At 64.0% G+C, this 21,095-nt stretch carries 23 protein-coding genes; 16 read left to right on the plus strand and 7 right to left on the minus strand.

Annotation, left to right across the window (positions count from 1 at the left end; translation table 11 throughout):
• Positions 1–14: 14 nt before the first annotated feature.
• The 3 genes from IGS61_RS16770 to IGS61_RS16780 form a co-directional block, all read right to left on the minus strand.
• Positions 15–578: a YdcF family protein gene (locus IGS61_RS16770; protein ID WP_230540707.1), complete on the minus strand. Its 564-nt coding sequence runs from the start codon at positions 576–578 to the stop codon at positions 15–17.
• Positions 575–1,507: a CFI-box-CTERM domain-containing protein gene (locus tag IGS61_RS16775; protein ID WP_230540708.1), complete on the minus strand. Its 933-nt coding sequence runs from the start codon at positions 1,505–1,507 to the stop codon at positions 575–577. The genes IGS61_RS16770 and IGS61_RS16775 overlap by 4 nt, the downstream gene beginning before the upstream one ends.
• Before the next feature lie 141 nt (positions 1,508–1,648).
• Complete coding sequence (locus tag IGS61_RS16780) at positions 1,649–2,290, minus strand: cysteine hydrolase family protein (RefSeq protein ID WP_230540709.1); 642 nt, start codon at positions 2,288–2,290, stop codon at positions 1,649–1,651.
• A 139-nt stretch (positions 2,291–2,429) separates the two neighbouring features.
• On the opposite strand from IGS61_RS16780, the gene IGS61_RS16785 reads away from it, so the two are divergent.
• Complete coding sequence (locus tag IGS61_RS16785) at positions 2,430–3,404, plus strand: GlxA family transcriptional regulator (protein ID WP_442908077.1); 975 nt, start codon at positions 2,430–2,432, stop codon at positions 3,402–3,404.
• Here the strand turns inward: IGS61_RS16785 and IGS61_RS16790 are convergent.
• The 4 genes from IGS61_RS16790 to IGS61_RS16805 form a co-directional block, all read right to left on the minus strand.
• A complete protein-coding gene (locus IGS61_RS16790) occupies positions 3,375–4,235 on the minus strand; it encodes a tetratricopeptide repeat protein (protein ID WP_230540711.1) in 861 nt (286 codons plus the stop codon). The two genes, IGS61_RS16785 and IGS61_RS16790, sit on opposite strands and share 30 nt — an antisense overlap.
• A 105-nt stretch (positions 4,236–4,340) precedes the next feature.
• The gene (locus IGS61_RS16795; protein WP_230540712.1) at positions 4,341–4,907 is read right to left on the minus strand and encodes a carboxymuconolactone decarboxylase family protein; all 567 of its coding nucleotides are present in this window, start codon (positions 4,905–4,907) and stop codon (positions 4,341–4,343) included.
• A 95-nt stretch (positions 4,908–5,002) separates the two neighbouring features.
• A complete protein-coding gene (locus IGS61_RS16800; RefSeq protein WP_070222194.1) occupies positions 5,003–5,350 on the minus strand; it encodes a hypothetical protein in 348 nt (115 codons plus the stop codon).
• 148 nt (positions 5,351–5,498) lie between these two features.
• The gene (locus IGS61_RS16805; protein ID WP_070222192.1) at positions 5,499–5,999 is read right to left on the minus strand and encodes an Lrp/AsnC ligand binding domain-containing protein; all 501 of its coding nucleotides are present in this window, start codon (positions 5,997–5,999) and stop codon (positions 5,499–5,501) included.
• A 106-nt stretch (positions 6,000–6,105) separates the two neighbouring features.
• Between IGS61_RS16805 and IGS61_RS16810 the strand changes: the two genes are divergently transcribed.
• From IGS61_RS16810 to IGS61_RS16885, 15 genes are all read left to right on the plus strand, one after another.
• Complete coding sequence (locus IGS61_RS16810; protein WP_230540713.1) at positions 6,106–7,395, plus strand: D-amino acid dehydrogenase; 1,290 nt, start codon at positions 6,106–6,108, stop codon at positions 7,393–7,395.
• 13 nt (positions 7,396–7,408) lie between these two features.
• The gene (gene alr, locus IGS61_RS16815) at positions 7,409–8,527 is read left to right on the plus strand and encodes an alanine racemase (protein WP_230540714.1); all 1,119 of its coding nucleotides are present in this window, start codon (positions 7,409–7,411) and stop codon (positions 8,525–8,527) included.
• Between the two features lie 86 nt (positions 8,528–8,613).
• Positions 8,614–9,171, plus strand: coding sequence for an NADPH-dependent FMN reductase (locus IGS61_RS16820; RefSeq protein ID WP_230540715.1), 558 nt, complete (start codon positions 8,614–8,616; stop codon positions 9,169–9,171).
• Positions 9,172–9,310: 139 nt separating this feature from the next.
• Positions 9,311–10,885: a sensor domain-containing diguanylate cyclase gene (locus IGS61_RS16825; protein ID WP_230540716.1), complete on the plus strand. Its 1,575-nt coding sequence runs from the start codon at positions 9,311–9,313 to the stop codon at positions 10,883–10,885.
• Positions 10,886–11,039: 154 nt separating this feature from the next.
• Positions 11,040–12,473 (plus strand): cytochrome ubiquinol oxidase subunit I, encoded by a 1,434-nt coding sequence (locus tag IGS61_RS16830; protein ID WP_230540717.1) that lies wholly within the window; start codon positions 11,040–11,042, stop codon positions 12,471–12,473.
• Positions 12,463–13,470 (plus strand): cytochrome d ubiquinol oxidase subunit II, encoded by a 1,008-nt coding sequence (gene cydB / locus IGS61_RS16835; RefSeq protein ID WP_230540718.1) that lies wholly within the window; start codon positions 12,463–12,465, stop codon positions 13,468–13,470. The genes IGS61_RS16830 and cydB overlap by 11 nt, the downstream gene beginning before the upstream one ends.
• 50 nt (positions 13,471–13,520) lie before the next feature.
• Positions 13,521–13,613 carry a DUF2474 family protein gene (locus IGS61_RS27960; protein WP_329958067.1) on the plus strand — a complete coding sequence of 31 codons (93 nt, stop codon included), beginning with the start codon at positions 13,521–13,523 and terminating at the stop codon, positions 13,611–13,613.
• The gene (locus IGS61_RS16845; protein ID WP_230540720.1) at positions 13,613–14,143 is read left to right on the plus strand and encodes a hypothetical protein; all 531 of its coding nucleotides are present in this window, start codon (positions 13,613–13,615) and stop codon (positions 14,141–14,143) included. The genes IGS61_RS27960 and IGS61_RS16845 overlap by 1 nt, the downstream gene beginning before the upstream one ends.
• A 41-nt stretch (positions 14,144–14,184) precedes the next feature.
• Positions 14,185–14,610: a hypothetical protein gene (locus tag IGS61_RS16850; RefSeq protein WP_230540721.1), complete on the plus strand. Its 426-nt coding sequence runs from the start codon at positions 14,185–14,187 to the stop codon at positions 14,608–14,610.
• 112 nt (positions 14,611–14,722) lie between these two features.
• Positions 14,723–15,064, plus strand: a complete 342-nt coding sequence (locus IGS61_RS16855; RefSeq protein WP_230540722.1) for a hypothetical protein — start codon at positions 14,723–14,725, stop codon at positions 15,062–15,064.
• 1 nt (position 15,065) lies between these two features.
• On the plus strand, positions 15,066–16,424 hold the full coding sequence (locus IGS61_RS16860; RefSeq protein WP_230540723.1) for a TolC family protein: 1,359 nt from the start codon (positions 15,066–15,068) through the stop codon (positions 16,422–16,424).
• A 2-nt stretch (positions 16,425–16,426) separates the two neighbouring features.
• Positions 16,427–17,809: a multicopper oxidase family protein gene (locus IGS61_RS16865; RefSeq protein ID WP_230540724.1), complete on the plus strand. Its 1,383-nt coding sequence runs from the start codon at positions 16,427–16,429 to the stop codon at positions 17,807–17,809.
• A 190-nt stretch (positions 17,810–17,999) separates the two neighbouring features.
• On the plus strand, positions 18,000–19,655 hold the full coding sequence (locus IGS61_RS27965) for a methyl-accepting chemotaxis protein (RefSeq protein ID WP_329958065.1): 1,656 nt from the start codon (positions 18,000–18,002) through the stop codon (positions 19,653–19,655).
• A 77-nt stretch (positions 19,656–19,732) separates the two neighbouring features.
• The gene (locus IGS61_RS16880) at positions 19,733–20,506 is read left to right on the plus strand and encodes a transporter (protein WP_230540725.1); all 774 of its coding nucleotides are present in this window, start codon (positions 19,733–19,735) and stop codon (positions 20,504–20,506) included.
• A 93-nt stretch (positions 20,507–20,599) separates the two neighbouring features.
• Positions 20,600–21,091, plus strand: a complete 492-nt coding sequence (locus IGS61_RS16885) for a hypothetical protein (protein ID WP_230540726.1) — start codon at positions 20,600–20,602, stop codon at positions 21,089–21,091.
• Positions 21,092–21,095 lie beyond the last annotated feature (4 nt).

Here is a 21,095-nt window from a genome sequence, read left to right on the forward strand (position 1 = left end):
GGAATCAGCCGGGATCAGTGCCGTATGAAATACACGGCGTAACCCACCGTTTCGCGCGGCACGGAATACAGGTCGCGCAGCTCGACATACGGCGCGTGCACGTTGCCGCTGACGGTGATGCCGGCCCGCTCCAAAGCCAGGCGGAAGCGGGGCACGTGAAAGTATTGCGTGGCGACCATGGCTGTCTTCCAGCCGTGTGAGCGCATCAATGCCGCCGCGTTGCGGGCCGTGGAGTCCGTGGTCCAGCCTTGATTATCCTCAATAATGGCGCCGGCCGGCACGCCGCGCTTGAGCAGATAGCGGGCCATTGATGCGGCCTCGTCAAAACCTTCCTTGCCCGTCGCCCCGCTGACGAGGATGCGCGGTGCCCGGCCGGCCTGGAATTGCGTCAGCGCCGCGTCGAGCCGTGCCTGCAGGCGGGGGCTAGGCGTGCCGTCGGGCAGGATCGTGTTGCCGGGCACGACGATCACGTCGGCCGGGGCCAGTTTGTCGTTCAGGCCCGCCAGCACCAGGGCGGCGGTGGCCAGCGAGAACGTGGCAGAGCTGGCCAAGCCCAGGAGCGTAAGTTTTCGCATCATTCGCAATGCCTTGACGTTTTTCCTGGGGCGGAATGGATATGGCCCTTGCGCAAGCGGATTGCCGCATAAGTCAGCAGTGGCTGGATTAGCCAGCGAACCAGCCGTTTCAATGTTGGGCGTGTGGCAATGAAGTTGGCGAAGGGAGGACTGGTGCGGTAATAGCACGCCACAAACCAGCGTCCGCCAATAGATTGCAGCAGATGCCGATCACGCCAATGCCGCAATACATTGATTTCGCTTGCAAAAGGTGTTCCGAATGCCGCCGTGGCGATGAAGCATGCCGAAGAATTGAGCGAGGCGAGATTATTCTGGATGTCGATATTGCGCGGCGCGAGTTGGGCGGCTTTTTCCAGAAAAGCCCGTGCCTCGTCTTTTTTCTTGTGTCCTTCCCATAAAATCAGCCCCTTCAGATTGAGAGAGATCGGGTTTTCGGGAAATAGCTCCAGCGAACGGTCGATATATTGCAGTGCCAGATCCATATCGGCCGATTGCGGCACTTTAAAACCTATGTTGGTACCGTAGATTTTCTTATTCTCGCGCAGCAATCGCATCATTTGCTTCGCTTGATAGTGATACTGGTCGGATTCGGCCTTGTCGGCAGCCAGTTTTGCCTCTTTGGCACGTCGCGCAGCCTGTGTATTGTTGAATTGGCTTAACCCATCGCGCGCTTTTATTTCCAGATCCAGCAAGCCTGCATGGTAAGGATCAAGCAGCAGCCCCTGCTCAACGTACTGCATGGCTTTGCCATAGAGTCCTTTTGCAATCGAGCGCTCCGCCATGACGCACAAGGTTTGTGGGGTGGGGCTGGATGCCGCCTCATGGCTGCGCTCATGTGAATTGTGACAATAGGGACAGGTAAATGTGGATGCCTGGTCTTCTACGTCCAGATTCGCTCCACATTGTGTGCATTCAAATACAGCTAAAGCCATCTCGGTCGTGTTCCGTTAGCGTGGAAAAGGACACAGCCTTTTTAAGCTGTGTAATTGTAAAACTCTAACGTATCTGACGGCCGGTGTCAGGGAAAGATAATGGGATGGCTGAAAATATTTTCAAGCATCCGGTACTTTCCATCAAGGTGTAATTGAAATTGTTCTCGCGCGCTGGTTCGACAGATAAATATTGTCCTTTTCCAGCGGCTTGCCTGCGCGCACGGCATCGAGCCAGTCCTGCGTGCTGGCGACGGCGGCGAAATTCGAGTGGAACACGCTGCAAAAGACGCGGTGGATTTCCTCGGCGCTGGCCGTGCCGCCCGCATTCGCGTAGGGCAGGGTGCCGGTGGCGTCCTGCAGGAATTCGACTTGCAAGCCGTCGTGCGCGGCTTGGTAGATGGTGGCGGCGTCGCAGTTGTGCGTCATGTAGCCGGTCACCGTCAGGGTGTCGATGCTGTGGCGCTCCAGCCAGGCGTGCAAGTCCGTGCCCGCAAACGCGCTGCCCATGGTCTTGTTGATGCGGTGGTCGGCGGCAAAGGAAGCCACTTGCGGGTGCAGCTGCCAGCCGTCGCTGCCTTTTGCAAAGATGGGAGAAGCTTCCGGCGCATCGTGCTGGACGACGATGACGGGCACGCCGCCGGCGCGGGCGGCGGCCATGGCGGCGACGATGTTCGGCAGGGAAATGTCGACGGATGGATATTCGATGGGCATGTCGCCCGTGAAGTATTCGTTTTGCACGTCGATGACGAGCAGGGCGCGGCGCGGTGCGGTAGTGTTGGACATGCGTGACTCCTGAATGGTTGAAAGAGGAAGGACTTCCCCGATACAGCTATTTTCAAGCGGCGCGTTGAAAACAAAAAGTGGCCCGAAGGCCTATCTGCGATAAAATCGGGCCATGACTGCTATCCCTACTTTGTCCCCCTTGAGCGTGGCCGTGATCGCCTTCGACGGTATGACGCCATTCCACCTGTCCGTGCCTTGCCTCGTGTTTGGCGCCCAGACGGACGAGGCCGATCTGCCGCCTTTCCACGTGCGCGTGTGCGCCGCCGATCCCGCGCCCTTGCGCACGGCGGCCGGCTTCGCCATCACGCCCGAGTTCGGCCTGGAAGGGCTGGAAGGGGCCGACATCGTCATCATGCCGGCCTGGCACGACGATTGCCGCGATGCGCCGCCGCCCTTGGTCGCGGCGCTGCGGGCGGCCAGCGGGCGCGGCGCGCGCATGGTGGGCCTGTGCCTGGGCGCGTTTCCCCTGGCGCAGGCGGGCTTGTTGGATGGCAAGAGTGCTGCCACGCACTGGGGCATGGCGGACCGGCTGGCGGCCCGCTATCCCCGGGTCAGGGTGGACCGGGAAGTGCTGTACGTGGACGATGGCGGCGTGCTCACGTCGGCCGGCGTGGCGGCCGGCCTCGATTGCTGTCTGTATCTGCTGCGCCAGCTGGCGGGCGCCGAGGTGGCCAACCGGGTGGCGCGCCGGCTGCTGGTGGCGCCGCACCGCCAGGGCGGGCAGGCCCAGTTCATCGCGCGTCCGCTGCCCGTATCCGGCAGCGAAGGGCGCTTTGCCGATGTGCTCGCCTGCGTGACGGCCAACCTGGGCCAGGCGCACAGCATCGACGCGCTGGCCGGGCGGGCTGCCATGAGTCGGCGCAATTTTACGCGCCACTTCCGCCAGGCGACGGGCACGTCGTTCAAGCAATGGCTGCTGAACCAGCGTCTTGCGCATGCGCAAAGCCTGCTGGAAAAAAGCGCGGTCTCGATCGATGTCGTGGCGCAAGAAGCCGGCTTCGGCACGGCCCTGTCGCTGCGCCAGCATTTCCGCGCCAGCTTGCAGACGTCGCCGTCGGCGTACCGCAAGCTGTTTCGGCAGCAATCAGGCCGGGTCGGGCAGCCAGAGCGTTGATGTGTCCCGGCTGCCGTTGGCCAGCTGGGCGCTGACATCGATTTGCCGCGCGATGAAGGCGGCCGGCTCGAAGGCGTAGCGTTCCTGGAACGAGACGGTTTCCGCGCTCATCAGTTCGGCATACGTCTGCATCAGGGTCGAGGCGGAAACATGCTTGCCTTGCTCCAGGTAGGTGTCGATGGCGGCCAGCAGCACGGGGTAATCGGTATTTTCCTTGCTGCCGCCAAAGTTGAACGACAATTGCCCGCAGGCGCGCCAGATGGGGTCAAGTTCCCTGTCCGGCACCGGCTGCGCGCGCAGCCATTGCAAGGCCTTCAATGGCGGGCCGCCAAACGACGGCGGTGAAATGATGGCCTGGATGGCCACCTTGACGGCGTCATCGATTCTGCCCGCGCGCACATACTGGCCATGCAGCAAGGTCAGGGCGTCCGTGTATTCGGGCACGATGGCCAGCGCCGCTTCCAGCAGCGCGATGGCGGCGTCCGGCTTGCGCTGCGCAATCAATTCCTTGGCTTCCAGGAAGGCGGCGCGCGGCGAGGCGGGGTCGTCGGCCAGCGTCGGTGTGGCGACATACTCGTCATCCGCCGTTGCGTAGGCTTGCAGGAACGCCGCCAGGCTGGAAAAGTGCGGCTGGATGCGCCACTCGTCGTGCCATGTTTCGACGACGATGGGTTCCGCCGCTTCGCGCCCGATGGGCCAGTACAGGCCGAACGTGTCGCCATTGCCCAGCGCGCCTTCAAAGAACGGGGTGAAGCCGAGCGGCGGATACGCTGTCGTGTGTTGCCAGTCTTGTTCGACCGAGATGGGGGCGAGGTTTGCAGGTAGTTGCATGGAGGTTGCAGAGGATAAAACGCCAGTGTAGAGCAAGAGCGCGTCCACCGGCGTTCCCCATCGCGGCAAGTGGGCAGGGGTAGGGCAAGTGAAGGGCAAGGCCCTTCAGTCGCGTTCCGGCACCGGCACGTTGAAGCCGTTCAAGGTGGTCGAGACCAGCGCGTACAGGCCCACCAGATAGATCAGCTCGTTGGTGCCGTGCTGGCCGAAGGTGGCAAGCGCCAGCCGGTACAGCGGCTCCGGCAGCGTGCCGCCGCCGCTGAGCGCGTAAGCCAGGTCGTAGGCGATGCTCTCATGCTGGTCCAGGTCGACGGGCTTGACGTCGGCCACCAGCGTGGCCAGGCGCTCGGCCGACATGCCTTCGCGCTCCGCGACAGCGATGTGGGCGTAGATTTCATAGGCGGCGTTGTAGCGCGCGCCGACCACCAGGATGGCAATCTGGCGCACCTTGTCGGGCAGCGTGGCGTTGGCCGTCATGGCCAGGGTCAGGTCCCAGATGGCCTTGCCGATGGCCGGTTCGTGCAGCCATGGATTCCATGGCCCCATCAGGGCGCCGTCTTCGCGCACGGCGATGAAATCGTTGAAATTGCTGGTGATGCCTTTGCGCATATCGTCGTACAGCGGCTGTTGTTCGGGCGTCAGGTCTTTCGGAGCGATCAGGGGCAGGCGCATGGGAACTCCTTGCTGGGTAGGTGGGCGGTGGGCGGCGGTAGCCAGCAGCCAGTATAGCCAGCCAGCGTGGCAGGCGGCGCCCGTTCGCTGTGCGCCTACTTGCGCGGCTCGTGAATGCGGAATTTCTTCACGACACCTGCCTGGTCGAACATCACGGCCACTTCGCGCGTGCCTTTTTCGCCCAGCAGGGGGATCAGCCGCGTCACCTTGGGCGCTTGCAGCTGGTTCTTGTAGACCCAGACTTCATAGCCGGGGTCGAAGCTGACGACGGTGGCGTTGCCCAGCGCCGCGTCGAGGTCGAGGCGGGTGGTCTTGCCGACCTTGATGTTCTGATAGATGGCGCCATTGTCGGGCGCGCGGTTGACCTTGTATTCACTGGCGGTGCACATGGCCACGGCCAGGCCCGCGAGGCAGGAAGCTGCCAGTTTGATCAATGTGTTCATAGGGACTCCCGGTGTGCATCACTGCTTCCAATCTCAGAGGGGACGGGCGTGATGTCATGCCGGGAGTGTGCTTGCGTCGCCACGAATGTGCTACAAGATTATACAAAGGCGCAAAATCTGATGCCAGTGGTACCGGCTGGCGGTACTTTTAGCGGTTCTGCAGCACGTCGGTCGACAGCGCCAGGGTTTCCTTGATTTCTTCCATCACCACATAGCTTTTCGATTGCGCGGCGCCCGGCAGCTGCAGCAGCATGTCGCCCAGCAGCTTGCGGTATTCGGCCATTTCATGGATGCGCGCCTTGATCAGGTAATCGAAGTCGCCCGACACCAGGTGGCATTCCTGCACTTCGGGAATCTGCAGCACTTCGCGGCGGAATTGCTCGAAGGCGGACGCCGACTTTTGATTGAGAGTAATCTCTACAAAGACGAGCAGCTTGGCGCCCAGCGCGGCCGGGTTCACCTTGGCATGGTAGCCCGTGATGACGCCGTCGCGCTCCATGCGCTTGACCCGCTCGATGCAGGGCGTGATGGACAGCCCCACCTGTTCACCGAGGTCTTTCATCGAGATGCGGCCATCCTGTTGCAGGATGCGCAGGATGTGGCGATCCAGCTTGTCGAGGCCACGTGCCGATTCTTTTAGGATTCTCATGATTTATTGCTGAATATCTCGATTTATACGTGAACAAATACTGGCTCTTTCCCAATATGATAGCGGTTAATCTGGCGTCAGCCTAAAAAAATATAATGAGGAAACTATGCGTATCGTGATTCTGGGTAGCGGCGTCATCGGCGTCACCAGTGCTTACTATCTGGCCAAGGCAGGACATGAGGTGACCGTTATCGACCGCCAGCCGGGCCCGGCACTGGAAACCAGCTTCGCGAATGCGGGGCAAATCTCGCCCGGCTACGCTTCGCCATGGGCCGCGCCCGGCATTCCCCTGAAAGCCGTGAAGTGGATGATGCAGCGCCACGCGCCGCTGGCCATCTCGCTCGACGGCAGCGCCGCCCAGCTGAAATGGATGTGGCAGATGTTGCGTAATTGCACACCGGAAGCGTATGCCGTGAACAAGGAACGCATGGTGCGCCTGGCCGAATACAGCCGCGACTGCTTCAAGGTGCTGCGCGCCGAAGCGGGCATCACGTATGAAGGCCGCCAGCAAGGCACGATGCAATTGTTCCGTACGGAAAAGCAATATAACGACGCTTCGAAAGATATCGAAGTGCTCAAGGATGCCGGCGTGCCGTATGAGGTGCTGCAGCGCAACGAGCTGTCGCGCGCGGAACCGGCCCTGGAAGCCGTCAAGGACAAGCTGTTTGGCGGCTTGCGCCTGCCCAACGATGAAACGGGCGATTGCCAGCTGTTTACCACGCGCCTGTCGGAAATGGCCGAGGCGCTGGGCGTGAAGTTCCGTTACGGCGTGTCCATCGATGCCTTGCTGACGCAGGGCGATGAGATTGCTGGCGTGCAATGCGGCGCGGAAATCGTCAAGGCCGATTCCTACGTCGTGGCGCTCGGTTCCTACTCGACGGGCTTCATGAAGCCGCTGCTGGACATTCCCGTGTATCCGCTGAAGGGCTATTCGATCACCGTGCCTATCGTCAACGCGGCCAAGGCGCCCGTGTCGACCATCCTCGATGAAACCTATAAAATCGCCGTGACGCGCTTCGACGACCGCATCCGCGTGGGCGGCATGGCGGAAATCGCCGGCTACAACCTGAACCTGAACCCGCGCCGCCGCGAAACGCTGGAAATGGTCGTCAACGACCTGTTCCCCGGCGGCGGCAACACGGCCGAGGCGACGTTCTGGACGGGCTTGCGTCCGATGACGCCGGACGGCACGCCGATCGTCGGCCGCACGCCGCTGCGCAACCTGTTCCTGAACACGGGCCACGGCACCCTGGGCTGGACCATGTCCTGCGGTTCGGCGCAATTGCTGGCCGACCTGATGTCGTCGAAAAAGCCGGCCATCCTGGCCGACGACCTGTCCGTCAGCCGCTACAGCGGCGCGCAGGGCCAGGGCAAACTGCAACACGCGGCGGCTTGAGATGGCGGCCAGCATGCCTCCCAAGGAACGTAGCGGCGCCATCCTGACGGTGGATCTCGATGCCGTGCGCGCCAACTACCGCTTGTTGCGCGACAAGGCGCACCCGGCCGCCTGTTCCGCCGTCGTCAAATCCGACGCGTATGGCCTCGGTGCCGCGCAAGTGGGCGCGGCCCTGTATGAAGAGGGTTGCCGCCATTTCTTCGTCGCCCACCTGGAAGAAGGCATCAGCCTGCGCCCGCACGTGGCGCCCGATGCGGCCATCTTCGTGCTGCACGGCCCGCCCGTCGACACGGAAGGCGAATTCACGGCCCACGGCCTGACGCCCGTACTCAACAGCGAGCCGCAGGTGGCGGGCTGGCGCAGGCATGCCAAGGCGCTGGGCACCACCCTGGACGCCATCGTGCAGGTGGACACGGGCATGTCGCGCATGGGCCTGTCGCCGCAGGAAATCGACGCCTGGCTGCTGGATCCGCACTTTCTCGACGGCATCAAGGTGCGCTACATCATGAGCCACCTGGCTTGCGCCGACGAGCGCGCCAACCCGATGAATGGCGAGCAGCTGGCCCGTTTCACCGCCATCCGCGCCCGTTTGCCGCAATACCGCGCCAGCTTGGCCAATTCCTCGGGCATCTTCCTGTCGCCCGACTACCACTTCGACCTGGTGCGTCCGGGCGCGGCCCTGTACGGCATCGGGCCGCAGGGCGGCGAGCCGAATCCGCTGCGCTCCGTGGTGCGGCTGCAGGGCAAGGTCATGCAGACACGCACGATTGCCGCCGGCGACCACGTGGGCTACAGCCGCCGCTACACGGCCAGCGAGCCGCGCCAGGTGGCGACCATTTCCGTCGGTTATGCCGATGGCTGGCTGCGCAGCATGAGCAACCAGGGCCTGGCCATCGTCGATGGCGTGAAAGTGCCGCAGATCGGCGCCATTTCCATGGATTCGATTACGCTGGACGTCAGCGCCATCGACCAGGAGCGCGTCGCGCCGGGCAGCCTGGTCGACCTGATCTGCGCCGAACACCCGGTCGACGCCGTGGCGGCCATGGCCAATACCATCGGCTATGAGGTGCTGACGAACCTGGGTGGACGCTACTACCGCGAGTATCAAGGCCTGGCGCAGTCCGCACGCTAGCGCGCAAAACCGATAATTGTGTGGCAAGATAGCCCTGGTGTGAGCTTCACTCCAGGGCTTTCTTTCAACCGTTATCGGGGACTTTCATGAGCCAATATCAAGTCGCAATCATCGTCGGCAGCCTGCGCAAGGATTCCTTCAACCGCAAGCTGGCCGACGCCCTCATCAAGCTGGCGCCGCCCGAGTTTTCCTTTAAACATATCGAGATCGGCGACTTGCCGCTGTACAACCAGGACGACGATGGCGCGCAGGCCGAGCAGGTGCTGCGCCTGAAATCCGACATTTCCGCATCGCAAGCCTTGCTCTTCCTCACCCCCGAATACAACCGCTCGATCCCCGGCGTGCTGAAAAATGCCCTCGACCACGGCTCGCGCCCGTATGGCCAGAGCGTGTGGGGCGGCAAGCCCGGTGCCGTGCTGGGCGTCTCCGTGGGTGCCACGGGCACGGCGCTGGCGCAGCAGCATTTGCGCAATGTGCTCGCCTACCTGGACGTGCCGCTGCTGGGGCAGCCTGAAATGTTTATCCAGGCCAAGGACGGCCTGTTCGACGAGCACGGCGGCATCGGCCCGGCCAGCCTGGGTTTCTTCCAGGGCTGGATGCAGCGTTACACGGACTGGGTCCGCAAGCACGCCATCCACGCTTGATGCATATCAAGGCGGCAGCGCCCAGCGTTGCCGCTTGTTCATATTCTTTGACCATGGATGCCAGGATTTCAATATTGGCACGGGTGTCTCGGTATAATGCGCCCTTTCTTTAGCGCAATACTTTCTTCTTGCCGACTCCATGTGGACTAAACCTGTTCTGCGCATGAACTTGCGCCGTTTGATCGTGCTTGTGGCCTTTGCCAGCGCCCTGGTGTCCCTGGCCAATACCTTCTATGCCAGCTACAGCGTGCAGCGCCAGTTGCTGATCGATACCACCCTGGAAGCGAACCACGCCTACGCCAGCAAGCTGGCCAGCACGGCTGAGGACTTCCTGCAGTCGGCGCGCCAGCAGCTGGCCTACAGCGCCGGCAGCCTGCCCTCGCGCATGGACGACGAGCAATGGCTGACGGAAGAGGCGCAGCGCCTGCGCCTGCAAACGAACAGCTTCAATTCCGTGCTCATCGTCGATGCGGACGGCAAGGTGCTGGGCGTGTCGCCGGAAACCCTGGCACTGAAAAACCGCACGCTCGATTCGGCCGGCGCCGCGCAGGCGCTGCGCGAGCGGCGCCCGCTGGTCACGCAGCCTTACATATCTTCGGTCGGCAATCTGGTGGTCTTCGTTTCGCATCCCATCGTCGGCAAGGATGGGCGCTACCTCGGCTATGTGGGCGGCAGCATCTACCTGAAACAGAAAAATATCCTGTACACCATGCTGGGCCAGCATTACTACCGCGACGGCTCCTACCTGTACGTGGTCGACCAGAACCGGCGCCTGCTGTACCACCCGGACCCCGAACGCCTGGGCGACGTGGCCGGCCGCAATGAAGTGATCGACGCCATCATCGCGCAGCGGGGCGGCGGCAACCGGCGCATGGACAACAGCCTGGGCGTGGACATGCTGGCCGGCTACGCCGTCATGCCGTCGACGGGCTGGGGCATCGTGGCGCAGCGTCCCACGGCCATGACCCTGGCGCCGCTGAACCAGCTGATGGCCAACACGGTGTGGCATTCCCTGCCGATCGCCTTGCTGAGCCTGCCATTCATCTGGTGGCTGGCCAGCCTGATTTCACGGCCCCTGGTGCAGCTGGCCGAAGGCGCGCGGCGCATGGACGCGCCCGGCACGGCCGAGCGCATCGCCGCCATCCGCTCATGGTACGTGGAAGCGGCGCAGATCAAGAAAGCCCTGTTGAAGGGCCTGGCATTGTTGCAGAACAAGATCGGCAAGCTGAAGACGGACGTGGAGACGGACCCGCTGACGGGCCTGTCGAACCGGCGCGGCATGGCGGCGGCGCTGGACGCCTGGCAGGCGCAGGCGCGGCCGTTTTCCGTCATCGCCATCGACATCGACCATTTCAAGCAAGTCAACGACCGCTGGGGCCATGCCGTGGGCGATGAAGTCATCCTGCGCCTGGCGCAGCTGATGCGTGCCTGTTCGCGCGATGCCGACGTGCTGTGCCGCAATGGCGGCGACGAATTCATCATGCTGCTGCCCGACGCCGACCTGGACGTGGCCATGCAGGTGGCCGAGCGCCTGCGCGCCAAGGTGGCCGCCGCCGTGATACCCGGCGCGGGCGCCATCACGGTCTCGCTGGGCGTCGTCTCGTCGTCGCACGGGGAGCGCAGCACGGACGCCGTGCTGCTGGCCGCCGACGCGGCCCTGTACGTGGCCAAGGAAAACGGGCGCAATTGCGTGGGGATCACGGAGCCTGCCTGATGCGTTTTTCCATTGGATCGGCTTGACCTTGTCATTCGGAAAACGTCAAACTGATCCTATGTTTTCTCCGATTTCTGAGTCTGTTATGTTTTGCCCGTAAAGCCTAGAGTGGAGGCCTGGGTAAAACAGACGTCACACGTCGGGAAGGCAACACATGTTAGGGCTCACTGCATTGGAACTGGCGCGCGTCCAGTTCGGCTTCACCATCTCGTTCCACATTATTTTTCCTGCCATCACGATCGGCCTGGCCAGCTACCTGACGGTGCTGGAGGCGGCGTGGCTGCGCACGCAGGACGCCGTGTACCGCGACCTGTACCACTTCTGGTCGAAGATTTTCGCCGTCAATTTCGGCATGGGCGTCGTTTCCGGCCTTGTCATGGCCTATCAGTTCGGCACCAACTGGAGTTTCTTTTCCGATTACGCGGGCAGCATCACGGGGCCGCTGCTGGCCTATGAAGTGCTGACGGCCTTCTTCCTGGAAGCGGGCTTCCTCGGCGTGATGCTGTTCGGCTGGCACCGCGTGGGGCCGGGCCTGCACATGTTCGCCACGTCCATGGTGGCGCTCGGCACCCTGATCTCGGCCACGTGGATCATCGCCTCGAACAGCTGGATGCAGACGCCGCAGGGCCATGAAATCATCGACGGAAGGATCGTGCCCGTGGACTGGCTGGCCGTCATCTTCAATCCATCGTTCCCGTACCGCCTGCTGCACATGAGCGTGGCCGCCTTCCTTGCCACGGCCTTGCTGGTGGTGGCGTCGGCCGCCTGGCATTTGCTGCGCGGCAACGACAATGCGGCCATCCGCAAGATGATGAGCATGGGCCTGTCGATGCTGCTGATCGTCGCGCCCATCCAGGCCGTGATCGGCGACCTGCACGGCCTGAACACGCTGGAGCACCAGCCGGCCAAGCTGGCCGCCATGGAAGGCCACTGGGAAAACAAGGGCGGCGAGGGCACGCCGCTGATCCTGTTCGGCTGGCCCGACATGGAGCGCGAGGAAACCCTGTACAAGGTGGAAATCCCCCGCCTGGGCGGCCTGATCCTCGCGCATGACTGGAATGGCACGATCCCCGCCTTGAAGGACTTCGCGCCGCGCGACCGGCCCCCTTCCGCCGTCGTGTTCTGGTCGTTTCGCCTGATGGCGGGCCTGGGCATGCTGATGATCGCGCTGGGCATCTGGAGCGCGTGGCTGCGCTGGCGCGGCACCCTGTGGCGCTCGCGCCTGTTCCTGCGCTGCGCGCTGTGGATGGGACCCAGCGGCCTGGTGGCCATGCTGGCCGGCTGGTACACGACGGAAATCGGCCGCCAGCCGTGGACCGTGTACGGCTTGCTGCGCACGCAAGACGCCGTCTCGGCGCACGGCGCCACGCAGCTGGGCATCACCCTGGTGTCGTTCGTCGTCATCTATTTTGCAGTGTTCGGCACGGGCATCGGCTACCTGCTGCGTTTGATCCGCGTGGGGCCGCGGCCGCACGAGGGGGAGAGCGTCGAACACGGCGGCCCCGGCCAGGAACGCACACCCGCGCGGCCCATCTCGGCCGCGCATCTTGAAGCACCAGCGCAAGGAGGAAATTCGCATGGGCATTGATCTGCCTCTACTGTGGGCCATTATTATCTTGTTCAGCATCATGATGTATGTGGTGATGGATGGCTTCGACCTGGGCATCGGCATCCTGTATCCGTTTTTTCAGGACAAGAGCGAGCGCGACGTGATGATGAATACGGTCGCGCCTGTATGGGATGGCAACGAAACCTGGCTGGTGCTGGGCGGCGCCGGCATGCTGGCCGCCTTTCCGCTCGCCTATTCGGTGGTGCTGAGCGCCTGCTATCTGCCGCTCAGCTTCATGCTGATGGGCTTGATCTTCCGCGGCGTGGCCTTCGAATTCCGCTTCAAGGCGCGCGAGCACGAGCGCCACGTGTGGGACAAGGCGTTTATCTTTGGCTCGGTGGCGGCCGCCTTCTTCCAGGGCGTGACTCTGGGCGCCTACATCCAGGGCATGCCGGTGGAGGACCGCAGCTATGCGGGCGGCGCGCTGGACTGGCTCACGCCGTTCTCGCTGTTTACGGGCGCGGGGCTGGTGGCGGCGTATGCCTTGCTGGGCAGCACCTGGCTGATCATGAAGACGCAGGGCGGCTTGCAGGCGCATGCCTACCGCGTCACGCGCGTGTTGGTGTGGCTGCTGCTGGGCGTGATCGCCGTCATCAGCGTCTGGACGCCGCTGGTCGACCCGGCCATCGCCGCGCGCTGGTTTGCGCTGCCGCAACTGTTCTTCTTCCTGCCCGTGCCGCTGCTGGTGGCGGGCGCGGGCTGGCTGCTGCTGCGCTCCCTGCGGCGGGGCCGGCAAACGGCGCCGTTCCTGTGCACCCTGGCGCTCGTCTTCCTCGGCTACACGGGCCTGGGCATCAGCGTGTGGCCCAACATCATCCCGCCGTCGGTATCGATCTGGGAGGCATCCTCGCCGCCGCAAAGCCAGGGCTTTACCCTGGTGGGCGCGCTGTTCATCATTCCCGTGATCCTGATGTATACGGTGTGGTCCTATTATGTGTTTCGTGGCAAAGTCTTGCCGGAAGATGGCTATCATTGATGAAACAATTTGAACAAGGGCAACAATCATGGCGGAAGCGACTGGCGTGGATGGCCGGCATCTGGCTGGCGAGCGTGGCCACCCTGGGCCTGGCCGCCTGGGCAATGCGCCTGCTGATGCGGGCGGCGGGGATGGGCAGCTGATGGCGCAGGCCTCCGGCATCCGCTGCGAGGTCGGTGGCCAGCCGCACCCGCTGGCCTTGCTCGACTGCCGCGAACTCAATTACGGCCAGCACAGCGTGCTGCCGCTGCACCCGTTCCGCCTGAGCGTGCCGGAAGCGGCGCTGGCGGGACTGCTTGACGAACCGTTCAACAGTTTCGTGCAGGATTGCCGTGAAGACGATCTGCAGTACGAGGAAAGCGATTTGCCCGAGCTCAGGGACGCCGGCTACCCCGATATCACGGCCATGCTGGCGGGGCACCGGCCGTTGCTGGCCGAAATGATGTACGACTTCATGATCGGCGACCTGATGTGGGCCATCGGGCGCGCCAGCGGCTACTGCCGGCCCCGCGCCCGTTGCCTGGGCGACGTGGAGGCGGCCGATGGCCGCGCGTATTTTACCGTCAATAAAGTGGAGAAAATCCATTTTGCCGAGGGCCAGGTCATATTGGAGGGGCAGGGCTACTACGGCGCCTACGTCATCTGGCTGACGCACGGCGGCGGGCGCAAATAGGGGCTTGACCTTCCTCGCGTGGGAAGGTTTATAGTCCTGCCATGAACCGCGCCTTTTTCCGCTCACTCGCCCGCTCGCTGCTCTGGCTGCTGGTCGTCACCTTGCCCTTGCAGGGCTTTGCGTCGGCCATGCGCAGCTGCTGCGTGGACGAGCTGGCGGCAGCGGTCACGGTCGCCGCCGAGGCCATGCAGGCGCCCCAGTGCCATGATATGAACGATGCGGCCGACATGCGGATCGCGGGCCAGCTGATGAAGATGGCCATGGACGATGGCGGCGCCACCCACCATGGCCACGATTGCAGCAATCATGGCGCCTGCACCGTGGGCGCCACGGCGCCGCCCGGCATGCCTGCCTTGCACGCCTTGACCCTGCGCGCGCCGCCCCCGGCGCTGGCGCCCGATTCCCTGTTCGCCGGGCATATCCCGCCTGGCCCCGAACGTCCCCCGAGAAGCACGCGCTCCGCCTGACCGCCCGTTGAACCTGGCGGCGCCGCCGTCGCACGTCCCTGCACGTTGCAGCGGCCACGCCAGCGTTCCAGCCGCGCGCCCGCCGCGCCATACCCGTCATTCAAGGAATACCATGAAACACCTGTTCAGCTTCGCGCTGGCTGTACTGCCGCTGGCCGCCGCAGCGCAATCCCCGTCCGCTCCGCAAGAGGCGCAAGCGTCCGTGCCGGCCACCACCTATCGTTCCGCCTTCACCGGCTACCGTCCCGCCGCCGAAGAGGACGCCACGCCCGACCAGATCTGGCGCGCCGTCAACAACAAAGTCGGCAAGGCCGGCGGCCACATGGGCATGATGAAGATGGACGGCCACAAGATGAAGGGCCACAAGATGGAAGGACACACCATGCCGATGGAAAAGCCCGGCCCCAGGCCCGATGCCCAGCCCGCCCCGCAACACCAGCATGAGGGACACTGACATGACCCGTTTCTCTCAATCAACTTGCCTCACGCCGCTGGCGCTGGCGGCTACCTTGCTGCTCGGCGGCTGCGCCAGCTTCAGCCCCGATGGCGGCATGCAGACGGTGTCCGCGCTGGCGGACGCCCGCACGGGCGCCCCCGCGGCATTGACGGACAAGGGCGGCGAGGAAAAACTGGCGTCCCTGCTGGCCCAGCCCCTGGACGCCGACAGCGCCGTGCGCATCGCCCTGATGAACAACCACGGCATGAAGGTGGCGCTGGCCGAACTGGGCGCGTCCGAGGCGGACCTGGTGCAGGCGGGGCGCTTGCGCAACCCGGGCCTGTCGTTCGGCCGCTCGCACGGCAGCCACGGCAATGAAATCGACCGGGGCGTCAGCTTCGACCTGGCGGGCCTCTTGACCATGCCGCTGCGCGTGAACATCGAGCGGGGCCGTTTCGAGCAAGCCAAGCTGCAGGCGGCCAGCAGCGCCGTGCAGCTGGCGCTTGAGACGCGCCGCGCCTATTTCAATGCCGTGGCCGCCGTGCAGACGGAAGCGTTCATGCAGCGCGCGCTGCTGTCGGCCGAGGCGGGCGCCGAACTGGCCACGCGCTTGCAGCAGGCGGGCAACTGGAGCCGCCTCGACCAGGCGCGCCAGCAAGTGTTTTACGCGGATGCCGTCGGCGACCTGGCCCGCGCCCGCCACCAGGCCACGGCCAAGCGCGAGCACCTGACGCGCTTGCTGGGCCTGTGGGGCAAGCAGACGGCGTTCACTTTACCGTCGCGCTTGCCCGACTTGCCGGCCCAGCCGGCCGACGCCGGCAATATCGAGGCGCAGGCGATGGAGCAGCGCCTCGACGTGCAAAGAGCGAAACTCGACGCGCATGCGACGGCCGACGCGCTGGGTCTGTCCAAGGTGACGGGTTTCGTCAATGTGCTCGACGTGGGCTATACCAACAAGAGCAGCAGCGAGGCGCCGCGCGAAAACGGCTATGAGGTGTCGCTGGAATTGCCCTTGTTCGACTGGGGCACGGCGCGCAATGCGAAGGCGCAAGCGCTGTACGAGCAGTCGCTGCAGCGCACGGCGGGCACGGCGGTGAAGGCACGCTCGGAAGTGCGCGAAGCGTATTCCAGCTACCGCACGGCCTACGACCTGGCGCGCCACTACCGCGATGAAGTCGTGCCGCTGCGCAAGACGATCTCGCATGAAGTATTGCTGCGCTACAACGGCATGCTGGCCAGCGTGTTCGAGCTGCTGGCCGACGCGCGCGAGCAAGTTGCCAGCGTGAACAGCGCCATCGAGACCCAGCGCGATTTCTGGATCGCGCAAACTGAATTGCAAGGCGCCATCAACGGCAGCGGTCTTGCCAACAAGGAATAATGATGATTACACGTAGAAACTTTTTCATGAATGCGGGCGCCGTCGCCCTGAGTGCGGCTGCGGTGAGCCGCGTGGGGGCGGCGTCGTTGCCGGAAGCCGTCAGCATGGCCGGCGCGGAAACGAAAGCGCCGCCACCGCCGCCGAACGGGCGCCCGTACAATCCCGTCGTCACCCTGAATGGCTGGTCCTTGCCCTGGCGCATGAACAACAACGTCAAGGAATTTCACCTGGTGGCCGAACCCGTCGTGCGCGAACTGGCGCCCGGCATGCAGGCGAACCTGTGGGGCTACAACGGCCAGTCGCCCGGTCCCACCATCGAAGTGGTGGAGGGCGACCGCGTGCGCATCTTCGTCACCAACAAATTGCCGGAACACACGAGCGTGCACTGGCATGGCCAGCGCTTGCCCAACGGCATGGATGGCGTCACGGGCCTGACCCAGCCGGGCATTCCTCCCGGCAAGACTTTCGTGTATGAATTTGTTGCCAAGCGGCCCGGCACCTTTATGTACCACCCGCATGCCGATGAAATGACGCAGATGGCCATGGGCATGATGGGGTTCTGGGTGACGCACCCGAAAGACCCGCATTTCATGCAGGTGGACCGCGATTTCGTCTTTCTGCTCAGCAACTACGACATCGATCCGGGCAGCTACACGCCGAAGATCATGACCATGACGGATTTTAATCTGTTCACCTTCAACAGCCGCGTCTTTCCCGGCATCGATCCCATGGTCGTGCGCCAGGGCGACAAGGTGCGCGTGCGCGTGGGCAACCTGACCATGACGAACCACCCGATCCACATGCACGGCCACGAATTCGAGGTGACGGGCACGGATGGCGGCTGGACGCGCCCCGAATCGCGCTGGCCCGAAGTGACGACGGACGTGGCCGTAGGGCAGATGCGCGCCGTGGAGTTTACGGCCACGGACCTGGGCGACTGGGCCTTCCACTGCCACAAGTCGCACCACACGATGAATGCCATGGGGCATGACGTACCGACCATGATCGGCGTTGACCACCAGGGCGTGGCGGCGAAGGTCAACCAGCTCGTGCCCGGCTACATGGTGATGGGCGAGCGGGGCATGGCCGACATGGGCGAGATGCAGATGCCGATTCCCGACAATACCTTGCCGATGATGGCCGGCGACGGCCCCTTCGGCGCCATCGGCATGGGCGGCATGTTTACCACGGTGAAAGTGCGCAAGGACCAGAAAGCCGGCGACTACCGCGACCCGGGCTGGTACAAGCATCCGGCCGGCAGCGTGGCGTATGAATGGACGGGCGCCTTGCCGGAAGCCGTGCGCGGCCAGGGCGCGGGCAAGCCCTTGGTGAAAGGCGGCGTGGAGATGACGGTGCGCAAGCCTGGCGCGCACGCGGGCCATTAAGCTGGGCCATTAAGCTTGCCCATTAAGCACCTGCCGGAACGGCTTGCCTAGCACGGCAAGCCGTTTTGCATGTTGCTATAAATCAATGAATTGTTGTTTAGTGACAATCCGAGCATTTTCCTCCTGCTTTTTTCTTTATATTCAAGTTGAGGTCCCGTTGCGTATCGGCCGCCAGGCCATCGGAGGAATCATGTTGAATCGGATGAAGGTGGGCACGCGCCTGTTGGCGGCATTCTTTTGCGTGGCGCTGCTGGGCGCCATCGTGGCCGGCATCGGCATCTTCAACATGGGCAAGATCGACACCATGGCGGGGCAGATGTACAACCATGAATTGCTGGGCCTGTCGTACATCAAGGAAGCCAATATCGCCCTGATCAAGGTGGGCCGCGCGCGCAGCAATTTCTTGCTGGCCACGACCGCCGAGGAGCGCGCCACGCGCCAGGCCGACATCGCCAAATTTCTCGAATTAAATAAAAGTTACCTTGCCAAGGCGGAACCGCTGTTCGTCACGCAAGCGGCCAAGGAACTGTTTGCCCGCTTCGCCACTGTCGAAGCCGAGTACATTGCCACCATGCAGCAGGCACTGACCCTGGCGGCCGGCGAACCGCTGGCCCAGCGCAGCGCGCAACTGGTCGAACTGCTCAACAAGACGCGCCAGCATGCGGACGAACTCGACGGTGTGCTGGACAAGCTCTCGCTGCAGAAGGAAGCGCGCGCCAAGGCGGCCGCCGAGCAGGCGTCCGGCGTGTATCAGGCCAGCCGCAGCTTCATGCTCGCGCTGGTGCTGGGCAGTGTGGCGGTCGGCCTGGCGCTGGGCGCGCTGATCACCCGGGGATTGACGCGCCAGCTCGGTGGCGAGCCGGCGTATGCCGTGAAGATCGCCGGCGCCATTGCCGAGGGCGACCTCACCGTCGAGATCCGCACGGCCAGCCACGACAGCGCCAGCCTGCTGTTTGCCATGAAAACCATGCGCGACAAGCTGGTGGGCATCGTCAGCCAGGTCCGTTCGGGCACGGACACCATCCATACGGCGTCGAGCGAAATCGCCCAGGGCAACCTGGACCTGTCGTCGCGCACGGAAGAGCAGGCCAGTTCCCTGGAAGAAACGGCGTCGTCGATGGAGCAGCTGACCTCGGCCGTGCGGCAGAACGCGGACAATGCGCGCCAGGCCAATGCGCTGGCCGGCGCCGCGTCCGACGTGGCCGGCAAGGGCGGCACTGCGGTGGGGCAGGTGGTGCAGACCATGGAATCGATCAATGCCTCGTCGCGCAAGATCGTCGACATCATCAGCGTCATCGACGGCATCGCCTTCCAGACCAATATTCTGGCCCTGAACGCGGCCGTGGAAGCGGCCAGGGCGGGCGAGGAGGGGCGCGGTTTTGCCGTCGTGGCGGCCGAGGTGCGCAACCTGGCCCAGCGCTCGGCCAGTGCCGCCAAGGAAATCAAGATCCTGATCGGCGACTCCGTCGAGCAGGTGGCCGTGGGCGCCAAACTCGTGCGCGACGCGGGACACACGATGGACGAAGTGGTCACCAGCGTGCGCCAGGTGGCCGACATCATGCAGGAAATCACGGCCGCCAGCGCGGAACAGAGCGCCGGCATCGAGCAAGTCAACCAGGCCGTGCTGCAGATGGACCAGGTAACGCAGCAGAATGCGGCTCTGGTGGAGGAGGCGGCGGCGGCCGCCGAATCGCTGCAGGACCAGGCGCAGACCCTGACGGAGCTGGTGGGTGTGTTCCGCCTGCATGCCCAGACCGAGGGCATCGCCGTGCCGGCATCGAGCAATGTCACGCCGCTGCGCCGGCCCGCGCCGGCGGCCAGGCCGGGCGTGCGGCGCCTGGCCTGACGGCGGCTGGACCGGGCGCAAGCGGCGCGGCGGTGGTAGGCTGTCGCTATTGCGCGTTTGCCACTTCCGGGTTCCCCATGCCATCTCCTGTCCTGCCGTCCTTCCGTTTCTCCCTGTTGCTGCTGTTCCTGGCGCCCCTGGCGCAGGCGCAGGATAGCGATGCTGTCCTGCCTTACCGTCCTTCGGTGGCCAGCCCCGCCCAGCTGCCCGTGCCGGGCCAGCTGGAATTCGAGGCGGGCGGTCTGTTGTCGAAAACGGACGATACGCGCCGCGCCAGCCTGCCCTACACCTTCAAGCTGGCGTTCACGCCCGAATGGGGCGTGTTGCTCGAAGGCGAGGGTGTTGTGCGCGCGCGCGACGACACGGGCCGGCGCGAGACGGGCGTGGGCGACACGACGCTCGTGCTCAAGCGCGCCTTTGTGCTCGACAGCGCCACGGCGCTGGGCCTGGAACTGGGCTGGAAGTTGCCCACGGCCAAGGACAGCATCGGCAGCGGCAAGAGCGACGTGTCGCTGAACGGCATTCTCAGCCGCGACCTGGGCGCCGTGCACATGGATGCCAATGTGAACGCCACGCGCCTGGGCGCATCCGACCCGGTGTCGGGCCGGGTGCAGACGGGCTGGGCGGCCTCCTTTTCCACGCCCGTCAGCGAGCGCTGGGGCGCCACGGCGGAAGTGTCGGGCACGCGCCTGCGCGGCGCACGGGCCACGGCGCAACTGCTGCTGGCGGCCACCTACAGTCCCACGCCCCGGCTGGCCATCGATATCGGCATGGCGCGCGGCTTGACGGCGGCGTCGCCGGACTGGTCGCTGTTCAGCGGCCTGGTAGTGCCTTTGGGCAAGCTGTGGTGAGATTGCCACGGCAGTCCTTATGTGTCCTTGCGAACAAACAGTTGGTCACACAAGGTCTACAATTGCGGCATAACTGATAAAAGGAGTGTCCCCATGAAAACCCTCATTCTCGCCGCCGTCCTGCTGTCGGCAGGTACCGCTGCTGTCGCCCAGGTTGGCGTCTCCGTCACCGTCGGCCAGCCAGGCTTTTACGGACGCCTCGACATCGGCGACTATCCCGCGCCGCAATTGATCTACGCCCAGCCCGTCATCGTGCAGCGCCCGCAATACTATTCGGCGCGCCCCATCTATTTGCGCGTGCCGCCCGGCCATGCGAAAAACTGGTCCAAGCACTGCCGCAAGTATAATGCCTGTAACCAAGAGGTATATTTCGTCCAAGATAGTTGGTATAACAACCAATATGTGCCCCGTTACCGCCAGCAACATGGCGACCATGGCCGTCCCGATTATGGCGACCGCGGCCGTCATGACGACAAGCATGACAAGCACTTCGACAAGCATGATGACAAGCGCGACAAGCATGACAACAAGCCGGGCAAGGGCCACGGCAATGGTCACGGCAACGGCAATGGGCACAGGGATTAACACG

This window comes from Janthinobacterium sp. FW305-129 (genome assembly GCF_020858115.1).
GTDB lineage: Bacteria > Pseudomonadota > Gammaproteobacteria > Burkholderiales > Burkholderiaceae_D > Janthinobacterium.